Consider the following 23,477-nt stretch of genomic DNA (forward strand, 5'->3'; position numbering starts at 1 on the left):
TACCGCTTTGGTGGTATTTGGTATAACCCCTCCCCGAAAAGTCCCTCCTCGTCTTGATCGTTATCAATTCTCCCCCTCTTTCAGGGCGTTACCTTCGCTGCAAATCAGCAATGTCGATTTAGAGAGCCACAGGCTCCACACAGGAGATACCCGATGAGCAAATTTTTGGACCGGTTTCGCTACTTCAAACAGAAGGGTGAAACTTTTGCCGATGGGCACGGCCAGGTTCTGGATACCAACCGGGACTGGGAAGACGGTTACCGCCAGCGCTGGCAGCATGACAAAGTCGTCCGTTCGACCCACGGCGTGAACTGTACTGGCTCATGCAGCTGGAAGATTTTCGTAAAAAACGGTCTGGTAACCTGGGAAATGCAGCAGACCGACTATCCGCGCACCCGCCCGGATATGCCAAACCACGAACCGCGCGGCTGCCCGCGCGGTGCCAGCTACTCCTGGTATCTCTACAGCGCTAACCGTTTGAAATACCCGCTGATGCGCAAACGCCTGATGAAAATGTGGCGTGAGGCGAAAGTGCAGCACAGCGATCCGGTGGATGCATGGGCGTCCATCATAGAAGACGCTGACAAAGCAAAAAGCTTCAAGCAGGCTCGCGGTCGCGGTGGTTTCGTTCGCTCCTCATGGAAAGAGGTAAACGAGCTGATTGCCGCCTCCAACGTCTACACCGTTAAAACCTACGGTCCGGACCGCGTCGCGGGCTTCTCGCCGATCCCGGCGATGTCGATGGTCTCTTACGCCTCCGGCGCGCGCTATCTGTCACTTATCGGCGGTACCTGCCTGAGCTTCTACGACTGGTACTGCGACCTGCCGCCGGCGTCTCCGCAGACCTGGGGCGAGCAGACAGACGTGCCGGAATCCGCGGACTGGTATAACTCCAGCTACATTATCGCCTGGGGCTCTAACGTGCCGCAGACCCGTACTCCGGACGCGCACTTCTTTACTGAAGTCCGTTACAAAGGCACCAAAACCGTGGCGGTAACCCCTGACTACGCGGAAATCGCCAAGCTCTGCGATCTGTGGCTGGCACCGAAACAGGGTACCGACGCCGCGATGGCGATGGCGATGGGCCACGTCATGCTGCGCGAATTCCATCTTGATCAGCCAAGCCAGTACTTTACCGACTACGTTCGCCGCTACACCGATATGCCAATGCTGGTCATGCTGGAAGAGCGTGAGGGCTACTATGCCGCTGGCCGCACGCTGCGCGCAGCCGATCTGGTGGATTCGCTGGGCCAGGAAAATAATCCTGAGTGGAAAACCGTTGCCTATAACAGCAACGGCGAGCTGGTGGCGCCAAACGGCTCTATCGGCTTCCGCTGGGGCGAGAAGGGCAAGTGGAACCTTGAGCAACGTAACAGCACCACCGGCGAAGAGACTGAGCTGCGCCTCAGCATGCTGGGCAGCCAGGATGAGATCGCCGAGGTCGGGTTCCCGTACTTCGGCGGTGAAGGTTCCGAGCACTTCAACAAGGTTGAACTGAAAAACGTCCTGATGCACAAGCTGCCGGTTAAGCGCCTGCAGCTGGCCGACGGCTCTACCGTGCTGGTCACCACCGTTTATGACCTGACCATGGCGAACTACGGTCTGGAGCGCGGTCTGGGCGATGAAAACTGCGCAACCGGCTATGACGACGTGAAGGCCTACACTCCGGCCTGGGCGGAACAGATTACCGGCGTGCCTCGCGCGCACATTACCCGTATCGCACGTGAGTTTGCAGAAAATGCGGACAAGACGCACGGGCGTTCGATGATCATCGTCGGCGCGGGTCTGAACCACTGGTATCACCTCGATATGAACTACCGCGGTCTGATCAACATGCTGATCTTCTGCGGCTGCGTCGGTCAGAGCGGCGGCGGCTGGGCGCACTACGTCGGCCAGGAGAAACTGCGTCCGCAGACCGGCTGGCAGCCTCTGGCGTTTGCCCTCGACTGGCAGCGTCCGGCACGCCATATGAACAGCACCTCCTACTTCTATAACCACTCCAGCCAGTGGCGCTACGAAACGGTCACCGCGCAGGAGCTGCTGTCGCCGATGGCGGATAAATCCCGCTACAGCGGCCACCTGATTGACTTCAACGTGCGTGCGGAACGCATGGGCTGGCTCCCGTCGGCGCCGCAGCTGGGCACTAACCCGCTGCGCATTGCGGAAGCGGCGAAGCAGGCGGGCATGTCTCCGGTGGATTACACCGTGAAATCGCTGAAGGATGGCTCAATCCGCTTCGCGGCGGAACAGCCGGAGAACGGTAAAAACCACCCGCGCAACCTGTTCATCTGGCGCTCCAACCTGCTGGGCTCGTCCGGTAAAGGCCACGAGTACATGCTGAAATACCTGCTCGGTACCGAAAACGGCATCCAGGGGAAAGATCTTGGCAAGCAGGGCGGCGTGAAGCCGGAAGAGGTGGAGTGGAAAGACAACGGTCTCGACGGCAAGCTGGATCTGGTGGTGACGCTCGACTTCCGTCTGTCCAGCACCTGCCTGTACTCCGATATCGTGCTGCCAACCGCGACCTGGTACGAAAAAGACGACATGAATACCTCGGATATGCATCCGTTTATTCATCCGCTGTCTGCGGCCGTTGACCCGGCGTGGGAATCAAAAAGCGACTGGGATATCTACAAAGACATCGCGAAGAAATTCTCCGAAGTCTGCGTAGGGCACCTCGGCAAAGAGACCGACGTGGTGACGCTGCCAATCCAGCACGACTCCGCCGCCGAGCTGGCGCAGCCGCTGGACGTGAAGGACTGGAAAAAAGGGGAATGCGACCTGATCCCGGGCGTAACCGCGCCGCACATTATTCCGGTTGAACGCGACTACCCGGCAACCTACGAGCGCTTTACCTCTATCGGCCCGCTGATGGAGAAAATCGGTAACGGTGGGAAGGGGATCGCCTGGAACACCCAGAGCGAAATGGATCTGCTGCGCAAGCTCAACTACACCAAAGCGGACGGCCCGGCGAAAGGCCAGCCTATGCTGAACACGGCGATTGATGCGGCAGAGATGATCCTGACCCTGGCCCCGGAAACCAACGGCCACGTCGCGGTGAAAGCCTGGGCGGCACTGAGCGAGTTTACCGGACGCGATCACACGCACCTGGCGAAGAATAAAGAGGAAGAGAAAATCCGCTTCCGCGATATTCAGGCCCAGCCGCGCAAGATTATCTCCAGCCCGACCTGGTCCGGCCTGGAAGATGAGCATGTGTCCTATAACGCGGGCTACACCAACGTTCACGAGCTGATCCCATGGCGCACCCTGTCCGGCCGTCAGTCGCTGTATCAGGATCACCAGTGGATGCGCGACTTCGGTGAAAGCCTGCTGGTCTACCGTCCGCCAATCGACACTCGCTCCGTAACCGCAGTTATGGGCGCGAAATCGAACGGTAACCCAGAGAAGGCGCTGAACTTCCTGACGCCGCACCAGAAGTGGGGTATCCACTCCACCTACAGCGACAACCTGCTGATGCTGACGCTGTCGCGCGGCGGTCCGATTGTCTGGATGAGCGAAACGGATGCCAAAGATCTGGGTATTGAAGATAACGACTGGATCGAAGTGTTCAACAGCAACGGTGCCCTGACGGCGCGTGCGGTGGTGAGCCAGCGCGTACCAGCCGGGATGACCATGATGTATCACGCGCAGGAACGTATCGTTAACCTGCCGGGGTCAGAAATTACCGAGCAGCGCGGCGGGATCCACAACTCCGTGACCCGTATTACGCCGAAGCCAACCCACATGATCGGTGGCTATGCGCAGCTGGCCTACGGCTTTAACTACTACGGCACCGTAGGATCGAACCGCGATGAGTTCGTGGTGGTACGTAAGATGAAGAATATTAACTGGTTAGATGGCGAAGGTAATGACCAGGTACAGGAGAGCGTAAAATGAAAATTCGTTCACAAGTCGGCATGGTGCTGAATCTGGATAAGTGCATCGGCTGCCATACCTGCTCGGTCACCTGTAAAAACGTCTGGACAAGCCGCGAAGGTATGGAATACGCCTGGTTCAACAACGTGGAAAGCAAGCCGGGCACCGGCTTCCCGACCGACTGGGAAAACCAGGAGAAGTGGAAGGGCGGCTGGATCCGCAAAATCAACGGCAAGCTGCAGCCGCGCATGGGCAACCGCGCGATGCTGCTGGGTAAAATCTTCGCTAACCCGCATCTGCCGGGCATCGACGATTACTACGAGCCGTTTGACTACGACTACCAGAACCTGCACAACGCGCCGGAAAGCAAGCACCAGCCGATCGCCCGTCCTCGCTCGCTGATCACCGGTCAGCGCATGGACAAAATTACCAGCGGTCCAAACTGGGAAGAGATTCTGGGCGGCGAGTTCGAAAAACGCGCCAAAGACCAGAACTTCGAGAACATGCAGAAGGCGATGTACGGCCAGTTCGAAAATACCTTCATGATGTATCTGCCGCGCCTGTGCGAGCACTGCCTCAACCCGGCGTGCGTGGCGACCTGCCCGAGCGGCGCCATCTACAAGCGTGAAGAAGACGGCATTGTGCTTATTGACCAGGACAAGTGCCGCGGCTGGCGCATGTGCATCACCGGCTGCCCGTACAAAAAAATCTACTTCAACTGGAAGAGCGGTAAATCTGAGAAGTGCATCTTCTGCTACCCGCGTATTGAAGCCGGAATGCCGACCGTCTGCTCAGAAAGCTGCGTAGGCCGTATTCGCTACCTCGGCGTGCTGCTGTATGACGCGGACGCGATTGAAAACGCCGCGAGCACCGAGCACGAGAAAGATCTGTATCAGCGTCAGCTGGACGTGTTCCTCGATCCGAACGATCCGAGGGTGATTGAGCAGGCGCTGAAAGACGGCGTGCCGCAGAGCGTGATTGACGCGGCGCAGCAGTCACCGGTGTACAAAATGGCGATGGACTGGAAGCTCGCGCTGCCGCTGCACCCGGAATACCGCACCCTGCCGATGGTCTGGTACGTGCCGCCGCTGTCGCCGATTCAGTCCGCGGCTGACGCAGGCGAACTGGGCAGCAACGGCATCCTGCCGGACGTGGAAAGCCTGCGTATTCCGGTTCAGTACCTGGCGAACCTGTTGACCGCAGGGGATACCCAGCCGGTACTGCGCGCGCTGAAGCGTATGCTGGCGATGCGTCACTTCAAACGTGCGGAAACCGTAGACGGTGTGACCGATACCCGCGCGCTGGAAGAGGTTGGCCTGACCGAAGCGCAGGCGCAGGAGATGTACCGCTATCTGGCGATTGCCAACTACGAAGACCGTTTCGTGGTGCCGAGCAGCCACCGCGAGCTGGCCCGCGAAGCCTTCCCGGAAAAAAATGGCTGTGGCTTTACCTTTGGCGACGGCTGCCACGGGTCAGACAGCAAATTCAACCTGTTCAACAGCCGCCGCATCGATGCCATGGATGTGACCAGCAAAACGGAGCCGCACCAATGATTGAACTCGTCATTGTTTCGCGTCTGCTCGAGTACCCGGATGCTGCGCTTGCGCAGCATCAGCAGGAACTCTTTGATGCACTCGCGTCATCTGAAAACCTGGATAAAGACGATGCCCAGCGGCTTGGTGTTTTCCTCCGCGATCTGCTGGCGCGCGACCTTCTGGATGCCCAGTCGGACTACAGCCAGCTGTTTGACCGGGGGCGTGCGACCTCGCTGCTGCTGTTTGAACACGTTCACGGTGAATCCCGTGACCGCGGTCAGGCGATGGTGGACCTGATGGCCCAGTACGAACAGCACGGCCTGCAGCTCGACAGCCGCGAGCTGCCGGATCATCTGCCGCTGTATCTGGAGTACCTGGCGCAGCTGCCGAAAGAAGAGGCGCTGGGCGGTCTGCAGGATATCGCGCCGATCCTGGCGCTGCTCGGCGCGCGTCTTCAGCAGCGGGAGAGCCGCTATGCGGTGCTGTTCGATCTGCTGGTGAAGCTGGCCAACGCCTCGGTCGACAGTGAAAAAGTGGCGGAGAAAATTGCGGATGAAGCCCGCGATGATACGCCACAAGCGCTGGATGCGGTCTGGGAAGAAGAGCAGGTGAAATTCTTTGCTGACCAGAACTGCGGCGAGTCTGAAATCTCCGCTCACCAGCGTCGTTTTTCCGGCGCGGTTGCCCCGCAATATTTGAATATCTCTAACGGAGGACGGCACTAATGCACTTCCTGAATATGTTCTTCTTTGACATTTACCCGTATATCGCGGGCACCGTGTTCCTGGTGGGAAGCTGGCTGCGTTACGACTACGGCCAGTACACCTGGCGTGCGGCCTCCAGCCAGATGCTGGATCGCAAAGGGATGCATGTGGGCTCTAACCTGTTCCACATCGGTATTCTGGGGATTTTTGCCGGTCACTTCCTGGGGATGCTGACGCCGCACTGGATGTATGAAGCGTGGCTGCCGATTGAGGTGAAGCAGAAGATGGCGATGATCGCCGGCGGTGCCTGCGGCGTGATGACTCTGGTCGGTGGCCTGCTGCTGCTGAAACGTCGTCTGTTCAGCCCGCGCGTGCGTGCCACTACCACCGCAGCGGACATCCTGATCCTCTCCCTGCTGATGGTGCAGTGTGCGCTGGGCCTGCTGACCATTCCATTCTCGGCGCAGCACATGGACGGCAGCGAAATGATGAAGCTGGTCGGCTGGGCGCAGTCCGTGGTGACCTTCCACGGCGGAGCATCCGCGCATCTGGACGGCGTGGCGTTTATCTTCCGCGTTCACCTGGTGCTGGGTATGACGCTGTTTGTGCTGTTCCCGTTCTCTCGTCTGGTGCATATCTGGAGCGCGCCGGTGGAGTACCTGACGCGCAAATACCAGATTGTGCGCGCCCGTCGCTAATTCGCCGTTTTGATACCAACCCCGCACTCGCGGGGTTTTTTTTCGCCCCAGCCCAGGTTATTGCCCGCGGCAGCAAACAGGATCAGCGCGCCGCCCGCGAGCTGCGTCAGGTTCAGCGAGTGTCCGAACATCAGATTATCGACAACGATCGCCACCACCGGATAGATAAACGACAGGGAGCCGGTAATGGGCGTAGGCAGCTTCTGGATCGCGCTGTAGAGCAGCTGGTACATAATGCCGGTATGGACGATGCCCAGCGTCAGCAGGATCGACCAGGGGAAATCACCGGAAAATGACGGCATGCTGGCAAACGGCAAAAGCATCACGACGCCCGTCAGCACCTGGATAAAGGCAATATGCTGCGGCGCAACGGATCTGAGCTTGCGGGCAATAATGGCCGTGACCGCATAGAAGAAAGCCGCGGCCATCGCCAGGCCGATTCCGGCGAGCCATTCACTGCCGTGCGCGCCGGTCAGCTCGCTGGAGAGCAAGATCACCACGCCGCCGAAGGCGAGGAACAGCCAGCCCCATTTCACGAGGCTGACGCGTTCACCTAAAAACATTCCCATTAGGACCAGCATAAACGGCTGGGTGTTATAGACCACCGTCGAAAGACCAATGGAGATCCGCTCATAGGCTGCGAAGAGCAGCAGCCAGTTCACTACGAGCGCTACGCCACCGAGAATGGCCAGCAGGAGCGTGGTGCGGGTGAGGGGACTGAAGGGCTTTTGACTTACCCGGATAAAAATAAAAAGCGCCATTGCCCCGATAAGACAGCGCCAGAACACCACTTCCGTCACCGGCAGACCGCTGAGTAAAACAAACGCACCGATAGAGCCGGAAATTAACATCGCCAGGCTCATTTGCCAGACGCCTTTATGGAAATCACGCATTATCCACCTCCTGATTGTATGACGCTATTGTCGAAAATAGCTGTCGGGTTTTACAGGGATGAGATAAGGTGAAATGCAGTGATGGCTTTTTAAAATTAGGTGAAAAGGATGGAATACCTTCTCGATGATATCGACCGACAAATTTTAGCCTGTCTGGTCGAAGATGCGCGCATGTCTTTGAAGGTGCTCAGCGGACGCATCGGTCTGACTTCCCCCAGCACGGCAGAACGCCTGAAAAGGCTGGAAGAGCGCGGTGTGATTCAGGGGTATGGCGCACGGGTGAATCTGGCGGCGCTGGGGTATACGCTGCAGGCGCTGGTGCGCGTGCGGCCTTTGCCGGGGTTGTTGCATAAGGTGGATAAATACATTCAGGCGATGCCGGAGTGTATTGAGAGCGACAAAGTCACCGGGGAAGATTGCTTTGTGATTAGGCTGGTGGTGCGATCGATAGAGCAGCTGGATGTGTTGCTGGACGGCCTGGCGGAGCATGCCCAGTGCAATACGTCGATTGTGAAGAGTTCGCCGGTGAAGCGTCGTTTGCCGCCGATGTAGGCTTCTGGCTTCTGTCGCCGGGTGGCGGCTGCGCCTTACCCGGCCTACAAAGGCTTCCCCGTTACGGAAATGCATGATGCGTGGTGCGAACAGAAAGTTTGGAGTTATTTGAAAGTGATGGTGGTGGGGGAAGGATTACTCGGCGCGTTGCGCCTCGCCCTTCGGGTCGTTGCCTGCGGCAACGCTTTCTCGCTACGCTCGAATCGAACCTTAATCGAAGCTTCTCATCCTTCCCCGTTACAGAAATGCATGATGCCTGGTGCAAAAAGGAGATTCAGAGTCATTTGAAAGTGATGGTGGTGGGGGAAGGATTCGAACCTTCGAAGTCGATGACGGCAGATTTACAGTCTGCTCCCTTTGGCCGCTCGGGAACCCCACCAGGGGTAATTCAAATTTTGAGGTCATGCTGAGAGATGGTGGTGGGGGAAGGATTCGAACCTTCGAAGTCGATGACGGCAGATTTACAGTCTGCTCCCTTTGGCCGCTCGGGAACCCCACCACGGGGTAATACTTTTTACTGGCCTGCTTCCTGCTGGAAGCGGGGCGCATCATATCAAATGAGGCGCCCCTGTAAAGCATTCCTTTAGGGAAATGAAGCTGTTTGCCTGCTTTTTATCCGTAAAGGCGCAAAGCTAATCAATTCATTTTCCGAAAGATTAAAGAATGATGGTTCTGTTGCCGTAGACAAAGACACGCTGCGCCAGTACCTGATACAGCGCACGGCTCAGCACGTTCTTCTCAACGTCACGCCCTGCACGCATCATGTCCTCGGCCGTGTAGGTGTGATCCACGTGAATCACGTCCTGCATGATGATTGGACCTTCGTCCAGGTTGTCATTCACGTAGTGTGCGGTTGCACCGATGATCTTCACGCCGCGCTCGTACGCCTGGTGGTAGGGACGCGCGCCAATAAAGGCTGGCAGGAACGAGTGGTGAATGTTGATGATCTTGTTCGGGAAACGCGCCACGAATGAAGGCGTGAGTACGCGCATATATTTCGCCAGTACCACGTAGTCCGGGTTATGCGCTTCAATGGCCTGGGCCATCAGATCGTCGTGTTCTTCACGGGAATGACCTTCGTGGCTAACCAGCTCAAACGGAATATCAAAACGCTCGACCAGCGTGCGCAGCGTCTCATGGTTGCCAATGACGGCAGCTATTTCCACGTCCAGACCGCCGTAGTTTGCTTTCATCAGCAGGTCGCCCAGACAGTGTGCTTCTTTTGTCACCAGGATCACGATGCGGCGTCGACCGGCTGGGGTCAGCTCGCGTACGGAACCTTCCGGAAGCGCGCTGTCGAGATCGGCAAGCAGGGTGGTGTCGTTGAAAATACCTTCGAGTTCGGTACGCATAAAGAAGCGGCCGGTACGGTGGTCAACGAACTCGTTGTTCTGCACGATATTCAGTTCATGTTTGTAGCAAATGTTGGTAATTCGTGCGATCAGTCCTTTTTGATCGGGACAGATGGTGCGCAGAACTTTACGTTGTAATGATTGCATCGCCGGGAAATCCTGTTTGTATTTGCGAAGTCTGGGTTGTCAGGCATTACTGCCCGCAACACTTTTTAAATTTTTTACCTGAACCACACGGGCAGGGATCGTTACGACCAAACTGTGGGCGCGTTCCGTCAATATAATACCACTGCCCGCTTTCCTTTAAGAACCGGGAACGCTCGATAATGGCGCCAGGTTTATTATTCTCGGTAAAACGAGCAACAAAGCTGACGTAACCTTCATCAACATGGCTGCCCGTTGAGGATTCATAGACGGTAAGGCCGAGCCACTGCGTGTTCGCGAAGCCGGCTTCGATGTCCTGTCTGAATTCGGCAGCCTGGCAGGAGGGATGCCAGGTTTTAATCAGGTAGTCTGCGTCTTTGATCACAAAAGCAGTGTAACGTGAACGCATGAGGTGTGACGGGTCTGGTGCAACCTGATCGCCAGACAGATATCGCTGGCAACATAGGCTATACTCCAGAGCGCTACCACAAGGGCAGAGTTGAGACACGATTCTCTTCCTGGGACAAATAATAAAGGCGTAAAACGCTTCGGGTAGCACTATGTTAACTGAGCTGTTGCGTTGACGCTATGTCAGGAATCCAGGGGAAGTAAAACAGGGCTAATGAGAAAGGTTAAAATTGGACTGGCGCTGGGCTCAGGTGCAGCCCGGGGATGGTCGCACATCGGCGTGATTAATGCCTTAAACAAGATGGGCATTAACGTAGATATTGTCGCAGGTTGTTCAATAGGATCGCTTGTCGGCTCCGCTTACGCGTGCGGGAAGCTTCCGGAACTCGAGACCTGGGTGCGTTCCTTCAGCTACTGGGACGTCCTGCGTCTGATGGACCTTTCGTGGCAGCGGGGTGGGCTGTTGCGCGGCGAACGCGTCTTTAACCAGTTCCGCCAGGTGATGCCTCTCGAAGACTTTACTGATTGTCAGATGCCCTTCGGCGCCGTCGCGACGAACCTCAGCACGGGACGCGAGCTTTGGCTAACCGAAGGGGATATCCATCTTGCCGTGCGCGCCTCCTGCAGCATGCCGGGGCTCATGGCGCCTGTCCCACACAACGGTTACTGGCTTGTTGACGGTGGCGTCGTGAATCCGGTTCCCATCTCTCTGACCCGTGCAATGGGGGCGGATATCGTAATTGCCGTCGACCTGCAGCACGACGCCCACCTGATGCAACAGGACCTCATGCCGGTCAATCTCCAGAGCGAAGATGCCGAGGGCGAGAAACTGGCCTGGCATGAGCGCCTGCGCGGCAGAATCGGGCGCATGGCCGCGCGACGCTCGGTTGCCGCGCCGACGGCGATAGAAATCATGACCACGTCAATCCAGGTTCTGGAGAACCGCCTTAAGCGCAATCGTATGGCAGGCGATCCGCCAGATATTCTTATTCAGCCTTACTGTCCGCAAATCTCTACTCTTGATTTCCATCGGGCTGAGGCCGCCATCGCAGCGGGCTCGTTAGCCGTCGAAAAGAAAATGGACGAATTGTTGCCTTTTGTGCAAACAGCACGTTAAGCACCTTTTTTTGACTACTTCAGCAAAATCTGACAGGCGATAGTGCCGATCGCATGCCACTATTTAGTTACTGTCAGCCAGGGGAGGAACCATGACGCAGCCATTGGCCGGAAAACACATTTTGATTGTAGAAGACGAGCCCGTTTTCCGATCGCTACTGGATTCGTGGTTATCCTCGCTGGGAGCAATCACTTCACTCGCTGAAGATGGTATCGACGCCCTGGAAAAAATGATCAGCATTACGCCCGATTTGATGATTTGCGACATTGAGATGCCGCGCATGAATGGACTGAAGCTGGTTGAACATCTGCGGAACGAAGGCAACCAGACGCCGATTCTGGTGATCTCTGCCACAGAGAATATGGCGGATATCGCCAAAGCATTGCGTCTTGGCGTCCAGGATATTCTGCTTAAGCCGGTCAAGGATCTGAACCGGCTGCGAGAAACGGTCTTAGCGTGCCTTTATCCGAATATGTTTAATTCCCGGGTAGAGGAAGAGGAGCGTCTTTTCCAGGACTGGGATGCACTGGTGAGTGATCCTCCTGCTGCGGCGAAACTGTTGCAAGAACTTCAGCCGCCTGTACAGCAAACTATTTCACACTGCCGCGTAAATTATCGCCAGCTGGTGGCGGCTGATCAGCCGGGACTGGTACTGGATATTGCACCATTATCTGATTCCGACCTTGCGTTTTATTCTCTGGATGTCACTCGTGCGGGGGATAATGGCGTATTAGCCGCGTTGCTTCTTCGCGCGCTATTTAATGGTTTGCTGCAGGAACAGTTATCGCATCAGGGACAACGACTGCCGGAGTTAGGCAGTTTGCTCAAACAGGTAAACCAGCTTTTTCGTCAGGCTAATTTGCCCGGACAGTTCCCGCTGCTGGTCGGTTATTATCACAGCGGTTTAAAGAATCTGATCCTCGTCTCAGCGGGTCTCAACGCTTCACTGAATACCGGTGAACATCATATTGAGGTGAGCAACGGTGTGCCTCTTGGGACATTGGGTACGGCGTATCTTAATCAAATTAGCCACCGCTGTTCCTCCTGGCAGTGCCAAATTTGGGGCGCCGGGGGACGGCTACGCTTAATGTTGTCCACGGAATAAGCAATTGGATCTTAATTTTAAGATTGCTTTACCTGTGTTTTACGGGGAGTGCTACTATCGCTGCCCAGTTTCATGCGTATTTATCCTAATTGATCGGCAACGCGTTCTTTTCAGACCCGAACTGCGGGGCGAGGCTGATATACTCAACGCGTTATTTATTGCATAAAAGTTCAAAACTTGAACAGCTCAGGAGAATTTGAATGGCTGCCCTAAATTCGAAAGTCAGAAAGGCCGTCATCCCGGTAGCGGGATTGGGGACCAGGATGTTACCAGCAACTAAGGCAATTCCTAAAGAGATGCTGCCTCTGGTTGATAAGCCATTAATCCAGTATGTCGTTAATGAATGTATCGCAGCCGGCATCACTGAAATTGTGCTGGTTACGCATTCATCAAAAAACTCTATCGAAAACCATTTCGATACAAGCTTTGAACTTGAAGCCATGCTGGAAAAGCGTGTTAAGCGTCAGCTGTTAGAAGAAGTTCAGTCTATTTGCCCGCCGCACGTTACCATTATGCAGGTTCGTCAGGGCCTGGCTAAAGGTCTGGGCCACGCTGTGATGTGTGCACATCCTGTTGTAGGTGATGAGCCTGTAGCGGTAATTCTGCCTGACGTAATTCTGGACGAATACGAATCCGATCTTTCTCAGGATAACCTTGCTGAGATGATCAAACGTTTCGATGAAACCGGCAGCAGCCAGATCATGGTTGAGCCTGTTGAAGACGTGACGGCATACGGTGTGGTTGACTGCAAAGGCGTTAACCTTGAACCGGGCGAAAGCGTGCCAATGGTTGGCGTGGTAGAGAAGCCTAAAGCCGACGTAGCGCCTTCAAACCTGGCCGTTGTAGGTCGCTATGTCCTGAGCGCTGAAATCTGGCCTCTGCTGGCGAAAACGCCTCCAGGAGCGGGGGATGAGATTCAGCTGACGGATGCCATTGATATGCTGATCGAGAAAGAGACCGTTGAGGCTTACCATATGAAAGGTAAGAGCCATGACTGCGGTAATAAGCTTGGTTATATGCAGGCGTTCGTTGAATATGGTATTCGCCACAATACTCTTGGTGAAGAATTTAAAACCTGGCTCAAAGAGAGCGTAGGTATTAAGAAATAAGCCACGGTTACATATGTCCGAAACCGGTGAGGCGCTGCCCACCGGTTTTTTTATGCCCTAAACACTTCTGAAACCTGTCTCTAAGTACAGTTATTAAAATTGCCAAATAATGCTTTATGACAGAGTGTAAGGGGTTGTTTGCGACAAATTTAGGTTAAAAAAAATCCCGCATTACGCGGGATTTTTCTGAATACGGTTGGATTAATCCTTGATCAGGAAGTCGTCCAGCTGTTTGCCTTGTTCGTCCATGGCTTTCTTGATAACAGCAGGAGTGCGGCCCTGGCCAGTCCAGGTTTTAGTTTCGCCGTTCTCGTCAACGTAGCTATATTTAGCAGGACGAGCAGCACGCTTGGCTTTAGTACCGGTTTTAGCTGCAGCCATGCTGTTCAGCAATTCATTTGGATCGATACCATCAGCAATCAGCATTTCACGATATTGCTGCAGTTTACGAGTACGTTCTTCGATTTCAGCAGCAGCTGCGCTTTCTTCTTCACGACGTTCATTAACTACAACTTCTAATTTTTCCAGCATTTCTTCAAGCGTTTCGAGGGTGCATTCTCTTGCCTGCGCACGAAGAGTACGGATGTTGTTCAGAATTTTAAGTGCTTCGCTCATTGTAGTAATCTCAAACTTATAATGGGGGGTGGTTTGTTGACCTAATAATAGAGCCATAAATTCAGTTGTGCAATAGCCAGGAATGTAAGGAATTCAAAAAATACTAAATAATGCCGCTATTATTAATTACGCTAACTTAAATTTCATCACCCAACAGTCTCGTTTGTTATCAGCTAACCCGGCTGGACCCGGTCGATTGCATCTTTTTTTTGTGACATTTACCGCAGGAATTATAGTTGCGGCGGAGAAATATCAGCCTTTTGTATTAGTTCCCCACCGTGATGTTAAGACTGTAATAGTTAATAAATAGTGAATTTTAAAGAACGGGGATTCCACTATAAAAAGCAGTGTTATGTTTGGCTGAACATATAACATATTGGCCGGGCAGAAGGAGTTTACTTCATGTTTTAACGGGCTATTTTCATGAAAAGAAGGTCGTGAACTCCGCGCTGAAACGCTTCCTCTGTGTGCTGCATCGCTGATGACCAGACAAATTATGGTACAATGAATCATCGGGAATATTACACATTGATTAGGGTTTTACGGCCAATGGCACAACTTTATTTCTACTATTCGGCAATGAATGCCGGGAAATCCACCGCGTTGCTGCAATCCTCGTACAATTACCAGGAGCGCGGGATGCGTACCGTTGTTTATACGGCTGAAATTGACGATCGCTTTGGCGCAGGGAAGGTGAGCTCAAGAATAGGGCTCTCGTCGCCTGCCAGACTGTTTAACCCGAAAACCGATCTGTTTGAGGACATTCGTACAGAACATGCTTTGCAGCCCATTCACTGTGTTCTGGTAGATGAAAGCCAGTTTCTGACGCGTGAACAGGTTCATGCCCTTTCAGAGGTGGTCGATGAGCTTGATATTCCCGTGCTGTGTTATGGCCTACGTACGGATTTCCGCGGTGAGCTCTTTGCCGGTAGCCAGTACTTGCTCGCCTGGTCGGATAAGCTTGTCGAATTGAAAACAATCTGCTTCTGCGGTCGCAAAGCCAGCATGGTGCTTCGTCTCGACCAGGCCGGGAAACCTTATGCAGATGGCGAGCAGGTGGTGATAGGCGGTAATGAACGCTATGTTTCAGTCTGTCGTAAGCATTATAAAGAAGCGTTGTCTGTAGGCTCGCTGACGGCGATTCAGCACGACAACAGGAAATAACGCCGGCCTTGTTATACAGACATAAAAAAACCCGCCATAAAGGCGGGTTTTTTCTTCTACTTTCAATTAAGCGCTTTTCTTCGCTTTCTTGTCAGCTTTGATGACAGGAGCTTCTGTTTTCACAGCGGCAACGTCACCTTCTTTGAACTCACGACCGTAGAAGGTATCCAGCAGAATCTGTTTCAGCTCGGAGATCAGTGGGTAGCGCGGGTTAGCACCAGTACACTGGTCATCGAATGCATCTTCAGACAGCTTATCTACATGAGCGAGGAAGTCAGCTTCCTGAACGCCTGCTTCACGGATAGATTTAGGAATACCCAGCTCAGCTTTCAGGCTTTCCAGCCATGCCAGCAGTTTCTCAATCTTCGCAGCAGTACGGTCACCCGGTGCGCTCAGACCAAGGTGGTCTGCGATTTCAGCGTAACGACGACGCGCTTGCGGACGGTCATACTGGCTGAAAGCAGTCTGCTTGGTTGGGTTGTCGTTAGCGTTATAACGGATAACGTTGCTGATCAACAGGGCGTTCGCCAGACCGTGAGGAATGTGGAACTGAGAACCCAGCTTGTGCGCCATAGAGTGGCAAACACCCAGGAAGGCGTTCGCAAACGCGATACCGGCGATGGTTGCTGCACTGTGAACGCGTTCACGTGCTACCGGGTTTTTAGAGCCTTCGTTGTAGGACGCTGGCAGGTTTTCCTTCAGCAGTTTCAGAGCCTGCAGAGCCTGACCGTCAGAGAACTCAGATGCCAGCACAGAAACGTAAGCTTCCAGGGCGTGAGTTACCGCATCCAGACCACCGAACGCACACAGTGATTTCGGCATCTCCATGACCAGGTTCGCATCAACGATAGCCATGTCTGGGGTCAGTGCATAGTCAGCCAGTGGATATTTCTGACCTGTTGCATCGTCCGTTACTACTGCGAATGGCGTAACTTCTGAACCGGTACCGGAAGTGGTGGTTACCGCGATCATTTTCGCTTTTACGCCCATTTTCGGGAACTTGTAGATACGTTTACGGATGTCCATAAAGCGCAGCGCCAGTTCTTCGAAGTGGGTTTCAGGATGCTCGTACATGACCCACATGATTTTCGCGGCGTCCATTGGGGAACCACCACCCAGTGCGATAATCACATCTGGTTTGAAGGAGTTAGCCAGTTCAGCACCTTTACGCACAACGCTCAGGGTAGGGTCAGCTTCAACTTCAAAGAACACTTCAGTTTCAACGCCCGCCGCTTTCAGTACAGAGGTGATCTGGTCAGCGTAGCCGTTGTTGAACAGGAAACGGTCAGTCACGATGAGCGCACGTTTGTGGCCATCAGTAATCACTTCATCCAGCGCGATTGGCAGTGAGCCACGGCGGAAGTAGATAGATTTCGGAAGTTTGTGCCACAACATGTTTTCAGCTCGCTTAGCAACGGTTTTCTTGTTGATCAGGTGTTTTGGACCAACGTTTTCAGAGATGGAGTTACCACCCCAGGAACCACAACCCAGAGTCAGGGAAGGTGCGAGTTTAAAGTTGTACAGATCACCGATACCACCCTGAGAAGCAGGGGTGTTAATCAGGATACGTGCAGTTTTCATCATCTGACCGAAGTGGGCAACGCGTTCTGGCTGGTTGTCCTGGTCGGTGTACAGACAAGAAGTGTGACCGATACCGCCCATGGCAACCAGTTTCTCGGCTTTCTCTACCGCGTCTTCGAAATCTTTCGCACGGTACATGGCAAGCGTTGGAGACAGTTTTTCATGTGCAAACGGCTCGCTTTCGTCGACAACTTTCACTTCACCGATCAGGATTTTGGTTGTTGCCGGAACGGTAAAGCCTGCGAGTTCAGCAATTTTGTAAGCCGGCTGACCCACGATGGCAGCGTTCAACGCGCCATTTTTCAGGATAATGTCCTGAACGGCTTTCAGCTCTTTGCCCTGCAGCAGGTAGCCGCCGTGGCTGGCGAAACGTTCACGAACAGCGTCGTACACGGAATCAACAACAACAACAGATTGTTCAGATGCACAGATCACGCCGTTATCGAAGGTTTTAGACATCAGTACAGACGCAACGGCACGTTTGATGTCAGCGGTTTCGTCGATAACAACAGGGGTGTTACCCGCGCCCACGCCGATTGCTGGTTTACCGGAGCTGTATGCGGCTTTAACCATGCCAGGACCACCGGTCGCCAGGATCAGGTTAATGTCCGGGTGATGCATCAGCGCATTGGAGAGCTCAACGGAAGGTTGGTCGATCCAGCCAATCAGATCTTTTGGTGCGCCAGCAGCGATCGCCGCCTGCAGGACAATATCTGCCGCTTTGTTGGTAGCGTCTTTCGCACGTGGGTGTGGAGAGAAGATGATTGCGTTACGAGTCTTCAGGCTAATCAGTGATTTGAAGATAGCTGTAGACGTTGGGTTAGTTGTCGGAACAATACCGCAGATGATGCCGATAGGTTCAGCGATGGTGATGGTACCGAAGGTGTCGTCTTCGGACAGGACGCCACAGGTTTTCTCATCTTTATAGGCGTTGTAGATATACTCGGAAGCAAAGTGGTTTTTAATCACTTTATCTTCCACGATACCCATGCCGGATTCGGCAACGGCCATTTTAGCGAGAGGGATTCGAGCATCTGCAGCAGCCAGTGCGGCCGCGCGGAAGATTTTATCAACCTGTTCTTGGGTGAAATTGGCATATTCACGCTGGGCTTTTTTAACGCGCTCGACGAGGGCGTTCAGTTCAGCGATATTAGTAACAGCCATAATGCTCTCCTGATAATGTTTAAACTCTTTTAGTAAACCAGCGCTCGATACGTCACACAGTATAGACAGAGCCGATACGACTTGCGTAACACAAAGTAAAACAAAGAGTTACTTTATGCGTCAGCACACTAATTTACTAAAAGAGCCTTACCTTAGCATCATCCCTTTTTGTCAGGTGATCTCCCTGGGGGCGTAACCAAGATTACTCACTTCTGAGTACGGAAATCATGATCTGCGTCAATTTTCCCCCAAGCTGATACCTTTCAGCAGGGTTATTTCGTTGAGGTTTTTCAAGTGTTAAATAATTACGTAAGTAATGGAAGTGGCGCTGCCATTGATTATACATATATTTAACATCCTGAAATGGTAACGTTTTGCCGCAGATTTCGAGTGAAGTATGCTAATAAAAAGGGTATCTTCAGCGCGATTTCTCATGACAAATTGTCAGTCCCGGGCATGTGTATAAGCGGAGCAAAACGTGATTCAAACGCTCTTTGATTTTCCAACGTATTTTAAATTTTTTATTGGTTTGTTTGCCCTGGTCAACCCGGTGGGGATCATTCCTGTCTTCATTAGTATGACGAGTTATCAGACGGCGGCGGCCAGGAATAAGACCAACCTCACCGCTAACCTGTCAGTAGCTATCATCTTGCTCACCTCCCTTTTCCTGGGTGACGCCATTCTCCAGCTCTTCGGGATTTCGATTGACTCGTTCCGCATAGCGGGTGGGATCCTGGTCGTGACCATCGCCATGTCAATGATCAGCGGTAAGCTGGGCGAGGATAAACAAAACAAGCAGGAGAAGTCAGAAACTGCCATCCGCGAAAGTATTGGCGTGGTGCCGCTGGCCTTACCGCTCATGGCTGGCCCTGGCGCCATCAGTTCAACCATTGTCTGGGGCACGCGTTACCATAGCCTGATGCACCTGATTGGCTTTTCCGTTGCCATTGCACTTTTCGCGCTGTGCTGTTGGGGAGTATTCCGCATGGCACCCTGGCTGGTGCGACTGTTGGGGCAGACGGGCATTAACGTCATAACGCGTATTATGGGCCTGCTGTTGATGGCGTTAGGGATTGAATTCATCGTTACAGGAATTAAAAGCATTTTCCCCGGTTTGCTGCACTGATATTTCGTATGAAAGAACGGAGCCACGGCTCCGTTTTTTTACGTCATTATCAGTAAATCCTATAACTAAAGTTGAAATGCTCACATATCATAATAAATTCTACTAATAATGTTCATTGGTTGTATTTCAATGAGTTATTAATTCCCGCCAAACCCGCCTGCGCAGAAAACCTTCGATCGAACTGTTATTTTACTCACATGATACTCTGGGGCTTGCTGAGAGATAACCGAAATGATATTAGTAAATTCAACATTCCCCTAGATGAATGTGCTAAATAATAACCAGTTGTTAAATTTTTGTACAAAATCACTCGATGATAGCGCAGCGACGCGCTTGTAGAGAAAATTTTCTCTATCCTATTGAATATCATGTTTTTTTAGTGACATTCGATGTCCGGCAAGGCTGCCCTCAACGATGCGGTACTCACCGTAAAAGAGAATTGCTTAACAAATTTGCAAAATGTATTGGCGCGCGTTTACGCCATTTGATACTTTCCGGCCTAATATTTTGCAGCATAAAACAAGCAGATGAGAATTATTTTCATATGGTTCTCTTCTCAGATATCCAGCGCAGGTCTCAAACAGGGGAGGCCTGTAACGAATCGACGCAAGACGGCCATACGAGCGGTCAGTAATAAAAAAGTCGGTGATAGCAAGCAGTAAAAGAAGAACCTGACAGCAGCAAAAAAAACTCCTGCGCTGTACAGGCCCCAACAGGGGATTACACAGCTGGCGAAGGCCAGTCATTATAATGAGTGGAGTACCAACACAATGTCCATCATCACAAAAAAAAATCTGGTAGCGGCGGGGATTTTAACTGCGCTAATCGCGGGCAACGCTGCAATGGCTGCGGACGTTCCTGCAGGTGTTCAACTGGCGGAGAAACAGACGCTGGTGCGTAACAACGGTGCGGAAGTTCAGTCTCTTGACCCGCACAAAATTGAAGGTGTCCCTGAGTCTAACGTTAACCGCGACCTGTTCGAAGGCCTGCTGGTGACAGACGTAGACGGCCACCCGGCACCGGGTGTAGCAGAAAAATGGGAAAACAAAGATTTCAAAGTCTGGACATTCCATCTGCGTAAAGATGCGAAATGGTCCGACGGTACACCGGTTACGGCCGAAGATTTCGTTTATAGCTGGCAGCGTCTGGCGAATCCAAATACCGCCTCTCCGTATGCGAGCTACCTGCAATATGGCCATATTGCCAATATTGATGACATCATCGCGGGCAAAAAACCTGTTACCGACCTGGGCGTAAAAGCGATCGATGCCAATACCTTTGAAGTGACGTTGAGCGAACCTGTTCCGTACTTCTATAAGCTGCTGGTTCACCCGTCCGTTTCTCCGGTACCAAAATCCGCCGTGGAAAAATTTGGTGAGAAATGGACGCAGCCTGCCAATATCGTCACCAATGGTGCCTATAAGCTGAAAGACTGGGTGGTCAACGAACGTATGGTGCTTGACCGTAACCCGCAGTATTGGGATAACGCGAAAACCGTAATTGACCAGGTGACCTACCTGCCAATCTCTTCCGAAGTGACTGACGTTAACCGCTACCGCAGCGGTGAAATCGACATGACCTATAACAACATGCCGATTGAACTGTTCCAGAAACTGAAAAAAGAGATTCCTAAAGAAGTTCACGTCGATCCGTACCTGTGCACCTATTACTATGAAATCAACAACCAGAAAGCACCGTTTACCGACGTACGTGTTCGTACCGCGCTGAAGCTGGCTCTGGATCGCGATATCATCGTGAACAAAGTGAAAAACCAGGGCGATCTGCCGGCGTACAGCTATACCCCTCCATACACCGATGGCGCAAAACTGACCGAGCCAGAGTGGTTCAAACAGACTCAGGAACAGCGTAACGCGGAAGCGAAGAAACTGCTGGCCGAAGCGGGCTACACCGCAGATAAGCCGCTGACCTTCAGCCTGCTCTACAACACTTCCGATCTGCACAAAAAACTGGCTATCGCCGTTGCCTCAATCTGGAAAAAGAACCTGGGGGCGAACGTCAAGCTGGAGAACCAGGAGTGGAAAACCTTCCTCGACAGCCGTCATCAGGGCACCTTTGATGTAGCTCGTGCTGGCTGGTGTGCGGACTATAACGAACCGACCTCCTTCCTGAACACCATGCTGAGCGACAGCTCGAACAACACCGCTCACTATAAGAGCCCAGCGTTCGACAAGCTGATCGCCGACACGCTGAAGACCACTGACGAAGCACAGCGTAAAGAACTGTACTCTCAAGCCGAGCAGCAGCTGGATAAAGATTCCGCGATCGTTCCGGTTTACTACTACGTTAACGCCCGTCTGGTGAAACCGTGGGTAGGTGGGTATACCGGTAAAGACCCGATGGATAATATCTACGTTAAAAACTTGTATATTATCAAGCATTAATGGCAATGAGTGGGGCGGGCATGCTCGCCCCACGGTGTCTAACCAACGTCACATAATATAGGCACACGCCAGAAGGTACGGGCAATGTTGAAATTTATCCTACGTCGCTGTCTTGAAGCGATTCCAACGCTATTTATTCTCATCACGATTTCCTTCTTCATGATGCGCCTTGCGCCGGGAAGTCCATTTACCGGTGAGCGTACGCTGCCGCCTGAAGTCATGGCGAATATCGAAGCGAAATACCACTTAAACGATCCTATCTCGACCCAGTACTTCAACTACCTGAAGCAGCTGGCGCACGGTGATTTTGGACCGTCATTTAAATATAAAGACTATTCCGTTAACGACCTGGTCGCGTCCAGCTTCCCGGTTTCGGCTAAGTTGGGTGCTGCGGCATTCATTCTGGCCATCGTTTTCGGTGTCACTGCGGGCGTTATCGCCGCGCTCAGACAAAATACCAAATGGGATTATGCCGTAATGGGGGTGGCAATGACCGGGGTAGTGATACCCAGCTTCGTTGTCGCGCCATTACTGGTGATGATATTTGCCATTACGCTGAAGTGGCTGCCTGGTGGCGGCTGGAACGGCGGGGCATTGAAGTTCATGATATTGCCGATGGTGGCATTATCTCTGGCGTACATCGCCAGCATCGCGCGTATCACCCGTGGTTCAATGATCGAAGTGCTGCACTCGAACTTCATTCGTACCGCGCGCGCTAAAGGACTGCCGATGCGTCGGATTATCTTCCGCCACGCGCTCAAACCGGCGCTGTTGCCCGTGCTCTCCTACATGGGACCGGCATTCGTCGGGATCATCACCGGCTCTATGGTTATCGAAACAATCTACGGCCTGCCCGGCATTGGTCAGCTGTTCGTTAACGGTGCGCTCAACCGCGACTATTCGCTGGTGCTGAGCCTGACGATTCTCGTCGGTGCGCTGACCATTCTCTTTAACGCTATCGTCGATGTGCTGTATGCCGTCATCGACCCGAAAATTCGTTACTAACGCTGGAGCACGCCATGATGTTGAGTAAGAAAAACAGCGAGGCGCTGGAAAACTTCAGTGAAAAACTGGAAGTAGAAGGTCGTAGCCTCTGGCAGGACGCGCGCCGTCGCTTTATGCACAACCGTGCAGCGGTTGCCAGTCTGGTTGTTCTGGTGATCATCGCGCTGTTTGTAACCCTGGCGCCGATGCTGTCGCAATTTACCTATTTCGACACTGACTGGGGCATGATGTCCAGCGCGCCGGATATGGAATCAGGCCACTATTTTGGCACGGACTCCTCTGGACGCGACCTGCTGGTGCGTGTCGCTATCGGTGGCCGTATCTCGCTGATGGTCGGTATTGCTGCCGCGCTGGTCGCGGTGATCGTGGGTACGCTCTATGGCTCACTTTCCGGATACCTCGGCGGCAAAATAGACTCGGTAATGATGCGTCTGCTGGAAATCCTGAACTCCTTCCCGTTTATGTTCTTCGTCATCCTGCTGGTGACCTTCTTCGGCCAGAATATCCTGCTGATCTTCGTGGCCATCGGGATGGTGTCCTGGCTGGATATGGCGCGTATTGTTCGCGGCCAGACGCTGAGCCTCAAACGCAAAGAGTTTATCGAAGCGGCGCAGGTAGGCGGTGTGTCCACCGGGAATATCGTGGTTCGCCATATTGTTCCTAACGTGCTGGGCGTGGTGGTGGTTTATGCCTCACTGCTGGTACCAAGCATGATCCTGTTTGAATCTTTCCTGAGCTTCCTGGGTCTCGGCACACAAGAGCCTCTGAGCAGCTGGGGCGCGCTGCTGAGCGATGGCGCAAACTCGATGGAAGTTTCACCGTGGCTGCTGCTTTATCCGGCGGGTTTCCTGGTCGTTACCCTGTTTTGTTTTAACTTTATCGGCGATGGCCTGCGTGATGCCCTCGACCCGAAAGACCGTTAAGGAG

General features: G+C 53.2%; 18 protein-coding genes, 2 tRNA genes and 1 other RNA gene. 13 read left to right on the forward strand and 8 right to left on the reverse strand.

The window, feature by feature from the left end:
- Window positions 1-153 precede the first annotated feature (153 nt).
- Genes AC1VYI_RS11180 through narI form a run of 4 tightly spaced genes read left to right on the forward strand, consistent with a single transcriptional unit; the run spans window position 154 to window position 6,813 of the window.
- Window positions 154-3,897, forward strand: a complete 3,744-nt coding sequence (locus AC1VYI_RS11180; RefSeq protein WP_134866098.1) for a nitrate reductase subunit alpha — start codon at window positions 154-156, stop codon at window positions 3,895-3,897.
- Window positions 3,894-5,429: a nitrate reductase subunit beta gene (gene narH, locus AC1VYI_RS11185; RefSeq protein ID WP_226483937.1), complete on the forward strand. Its 1,536-nt coding sequence runs from the start codon at window positions 3,894-3,896 to the stop codon at window positions 5,427-5,429. The genes AC1VYI_RS11180 and narH overlap by 4 nt, the downstream gene beginning before the upstream one ends.
- A complete protein-coding gene (narJ, locus tag AC1VYI_RS11190; protein ID WP_023312108.1) occupies window positions 5,426-6,136 on the forward strand; it encodes a nitrate reductase molybdenum cofactor assembly chaperone in 711 nt (236 codons plus the stop codon). The genes narH and narJ overlap by 4 nt, the downstream gene beginning before the upstream one ends.
- Window positions 6,136-6,813: a respiratory nitrate reductase subunit gamma gene (gene narI / locus AC1VYI_RS11195; protein WP_023312107.1), complete on the forward strand. Its 678-nt coding sequence runs from the start codon at window positions 6,136-6,138 to the stop codon at window positions 6,811-6,813. Before narJ ends, narI begins: the two co-directional genes overlap by 1 nt.
- Here the strand turns inward: narI and AC1VYI_RS11200 are convergent.
- Window positions 6,810-7,706 carry a DMT family transporter gene (locus AC1VYI_RS11200; RefSeq protein ID WP_134866100.1) on the reverse strand — a complete coding sequence of 299 codons (897 nt, stop codon included), beginning with the start codon at window positions 7,704-7,706 and terminating at the stop codon, window positions 6,810-6,812. The two genes, narI and AC1VYI_RS11200, sit on opposite strands and share 4 nt — an antisense overlap.
- 108 nt (window positions 7,707-7,814) lie before the next feature.
- Between AC1VYI_RS11200 and AC1VYI_RS11205 the strand changes: the two genes are divergently transcribed.
- Window positions 7,815-8,258, forward strand: coding sequence for an Lrp/AsnC family transcriptional regulator (locus AC1VYI_RS11205; RefSeq protein ID WP_029740417.1), 444 nt, complete (start codon window positions 7,815-7,817; stop codon window positions 8,256-8,258).
- A gap of 118 nt (window positions 8,259-8,376) precedes the next feature.
- Here AC1VYI_RS11205 and AC1VYI_RS11210 read toward each other — a convergent pair.
- The 5 genes from AC1VYI_RS11210 to AC1VYI_RS11230 form a co-directional block, all read right to left on the reverse strand.
- A non-coding RNA gene (locus tag AC1VYI_RS11210) (RtT sRNA) lies at window positions 8,377-8,507 on the reverse strand.
- Window positions 8,508-8,552: 45 nt separating this feature from the next.
- Window positions 8,553-8,637, reverse strand: a tRNA-Tyr gene (locus tag AC1VYI_RS11215).
- 35 nt (window positions 8,638-8,672) lie between these two features.
- A tRNA-Tyr gene (locus AC1VYI_RS11220) sits at window positions 8,673-8,757 on the reverse strand.
- 157 nt (window positions 8,758-8,914) lie between these two features.
- Complete coding sequence (gene purU, locus AC1VYI_RS11225) at window positions 8,915-9,757, reverse strand: formyltetrahydrofolate deformylase (RefSeq protein WP_045908970.1); 843 nt, start codon at window positions 9,755-9,757, stop codon at window positions 8,915-8,917.
- A 46-nt stretch (window positions 9,758-9,803) separates the two neighbouring features.
- The gene (locus tag AC1VYI_RS11230; RefSeq protein WP_032656686.1) at window positions 9,804-10,262 is read right to left on the reverse strand and encodes a YchJ family protein; all 459 of its coding nucleotides are present in this window, start codon (window positions 10,260-10,262) and stop codon (window positions 9,804-9,806) included.
- 114 nt (window positions 10,263-10,376) lie between these two features.
- Between AC1VYI_RS11230 and rssA the strand changes: the two genes are divergently transcribed.
- The 3 genes from rssA to galU all read left to right on the forward strand — a co-directional run bounded on the left by rssA (window position 10,377) and on the right by galU (window position 13,493).
- A complete protein-coding gene (rssA, locus tag AC1VYI_RS11235) occupies window positions 10,377-11,279 on the forward strand; it encodes a patatin-like phospholipase RssA (protein ID WP_023312102.1) in 903 nt (300 codons plus the stop codon).
- Window positions 11,280-11,370: 91 nt separating this feature from the next.
- Window positions 11,371-12,384 carry a two-component system response regulator RssB gene (gene rssB, locus AC1VYI_RS11240; protein WP_023312101.1) on the forward strand — a complete coding sequence of 338 codons (1,014 nt, stop codon included), beginning with the start codon at window positions 11,371-11,373 and terminating at the stop codon, window positions 12,382-12,384.
- Between the two features lie 200 nt (window positions 12,385-12,584).
- Window positions 12,585-13,493 (forward strand): UTP--glucose-1-phosphate uridylyltransferase GalU, encoded by a 909-nt coding sequence (gene galU, locus AC1VYI_RS11245; RefSeq protein WP_008502780.1) that lies wholly within the window; start codon window positions 12,585-12,587, stop codon window positions 13,491-13,493.
- A gap of 201 nt (window positions 13,494-13,694) precedes the next feature.
- Here galU and hns read toward each other — a convergent pair whose 3' ends face one another.
- On the reverse strand, window positions 13,695-14,108 hold the full coding sequence (gene hns, locus AC1VYI_RS11250) for a histone-like nucleoid-structuring protein H-NS (protein WP_008502781.1): 414 nt from the start codon (window positions 14,106-14,108) through the stop codon (window positions 13,695-13,697).
- A 549-nt stretch (window positions 14,109-14,657) separates the two neighbouring features.
- On the opposite strand from hns, the gene tdk reads away from it, so the two are divergent.
- Window positions 14,658-15,272 (forward strand): thymidine kinase, encoded by a 615-nt coding sequence (gene tdk / locus AC1VYI_RS11255; RefSeq protein WP_045355905.1) that lies wholly within the window; start codon window positions 14,658-14,660, stop codon window positions 15,270-15,272.
- A gap of 66 nt (window positions 15,273-15,338) precedes the next feature.
- Here the strand turns inward: tdk and adhE are convergent, their stop codons facing one another.
- Entirely contained in the window at window positions 15,339-18,017 is a 2,679-nt protein-coding gene (adhE, locus tag AC1VYI_RS11260; RefSeq protein WP_045355904.1) for a bifunctional acetaldehyde-CoA/alcohol dehydrogenase, read from the reverse strand.
- Window positions 18,018-18,495: 478 nt separating this feature from the next.
- On the opposite strand from adhE, the gene AC1VYI_RS11265 reads away from it, so the two are divergent.
- From AC1VYI_RS11265 to oppC, 4 genes are all read left to right on the forward strand, one after another.
- A complete protein-coding gene (locus tag AC1VYI_RS11265; protein ID WP_023312098.1) occupies window positions 18,496-19,143 on the forward strand; it encodes a YchE family NAAT transporter in 648 nt (215 codons plus the stop codon).
- A gap of 770 nt (window positions 19,144-19,913) precedes the next feature.
- A complete protein-coding gene (gene oppA / locus AC1VYI_RS11270; RefSeq protein ID WP_134866101.1) occupies window positions 19,914-21,545 on the forward strand; it encodes an oligopeptide ABC transporter substrate-binding protein OppA in 1,632 nt (543 codons plus the stop codon).
- A gap of 84 nt (window positions 21,546-21,629) precedes the next feature.
- Complete coding sequence (gene oppB, locus AC1VYI_RS11275) at window positions 21,630-22,550, forward strand: oligopeptide ABC transporter permease OppB (protein ID WP_008502786.1); 921 nt, start codon at window positions 21,630-21,632, stop codon at window positions 22,548-22,550.
- A gap of 14 nt (window positions 22,551-22,564) precedes the next feature.
- The gene (gene oppC, locus AC1VYI_RS11280) at window positions 22,565-23,473 is read left to right on the forward strand and encodes an oligopeptide ABC transporter permease OppC (protein WP_023312096.1); all 909 of its coding nucleotides are present in this window, start codon (window positions 22,565-22,567) and stop codon (window positions 23,471-23,473) included.
- Window positions 23,474-23,477: the final 4 nt, after the last annotated feature.

This window comes from Enterobacter sp. QK-SA4, from assembly GCF_056856775.1.

Bases quoted from the DNA above. Each gene is read 5' to 3' on its own strand.
- AC1VYI_RS11180 (WP_134866098.1), top strand. From the start codon at position 154: ATGAGCAAATTTTTGGACCGGTTTCGCTACTTCAAACAGAAGGGTGAA.
- narH (WP_226483937.1), top strand. From the start codon at position 3,894: ATGAAAATTCGTTCACAAGTCGGCATGGTGCTGAATCTGGATAAGTGC.
- narJ (WP_023312108.1), top strand. From the start codon at position 5,426: ATGATTGAACTCGTCATTGTTTCGCGTCTGCTCGAGTACCCGGATGCT.
- narI (WP_023312107.1), top strand. From the start codon at position 6,136: ATGCACTTCCTGAATATGTTCTTCTTTGACATTTACCCGTATATCGCG.
- AC1VYI_RS11200 (WP_134866100.1), bottom strand. From the start codon at position 7,706: ATGCGTGATTTCCATAAAGGCGTCTGGCAAATGAGCCTGGCGATGTTA.
- AC1VYI_RS11205 (WP_029740417.1), top strand. From the start codon at position 7,815: ATGGAATACCTTCTCGATGATATCGACCGACAAATTTTAGCCTGTCTG.
- purU (WP_045908970.1), bottom strand. From the start codon at position 9,757: ATGCAATCATTACAACGTAAAGTTCTGCGCACCATCTGTCCCGATCAA.
- rssA (WP_023312102.1), top strand. From the start codon at position 10,377: ATGAGAAAGGTTAAAATTGGACTGGCGCTGGGCTCAGGTGCAGCCCGG.
- rssB (WP_023312101.1), top strand. From the start codon at position 11,371: ATGACGCAGCCATTGGCCGGAAAACACATTTTGATTGTAGAAGACGAG.
- galU (WP_008502780.1), top strand. From the start codon at position 12,585: ATGGCTGCCCTAAATTCGAAAGTCAGAAAGGCCGTCATCCCGGTAGCG.
- hns (WP_008502781.1), bottom strand. From the start codon at position 14,108: ATGAGCGAAGCACTTAAAATTCTGAACAACATCCGTACTCTTCGTGCG.
- tdk (WP_045355905.1), top strand. From the start codon at position 14,658: ATGGCACAACTTTATTTCTACTATTCGGCAATGAATGCCGGGAAATCC.
- adhE (WP_045355904.1), bottom strand. From the start codon at position 18,017: ATGGCTGTTACTAATATCGCTGAACTGAACGCCCTCGTCGAGCGCGTT.
- oppA (WP_134866101.1), top strand. From the start codon at position 19,914: ATGTCCATCATCACAAAAAAAAATCTGGTAGCGGCGGGGATTTTAACT.
- oppB (WP_008502786.1), top strand. From the start codon at position 21,630: ATGTTGAAATTTATCCTACGTCGCTGTCTTGAAGCGATTCCAACGCTA.
- oppC (WP_023312096.1), top strand. From the start codon at position 22,565: ATGATGTTGAGTAAGAAAAACAGCGAGGCGCTGGAAAACTTCAGTGAA.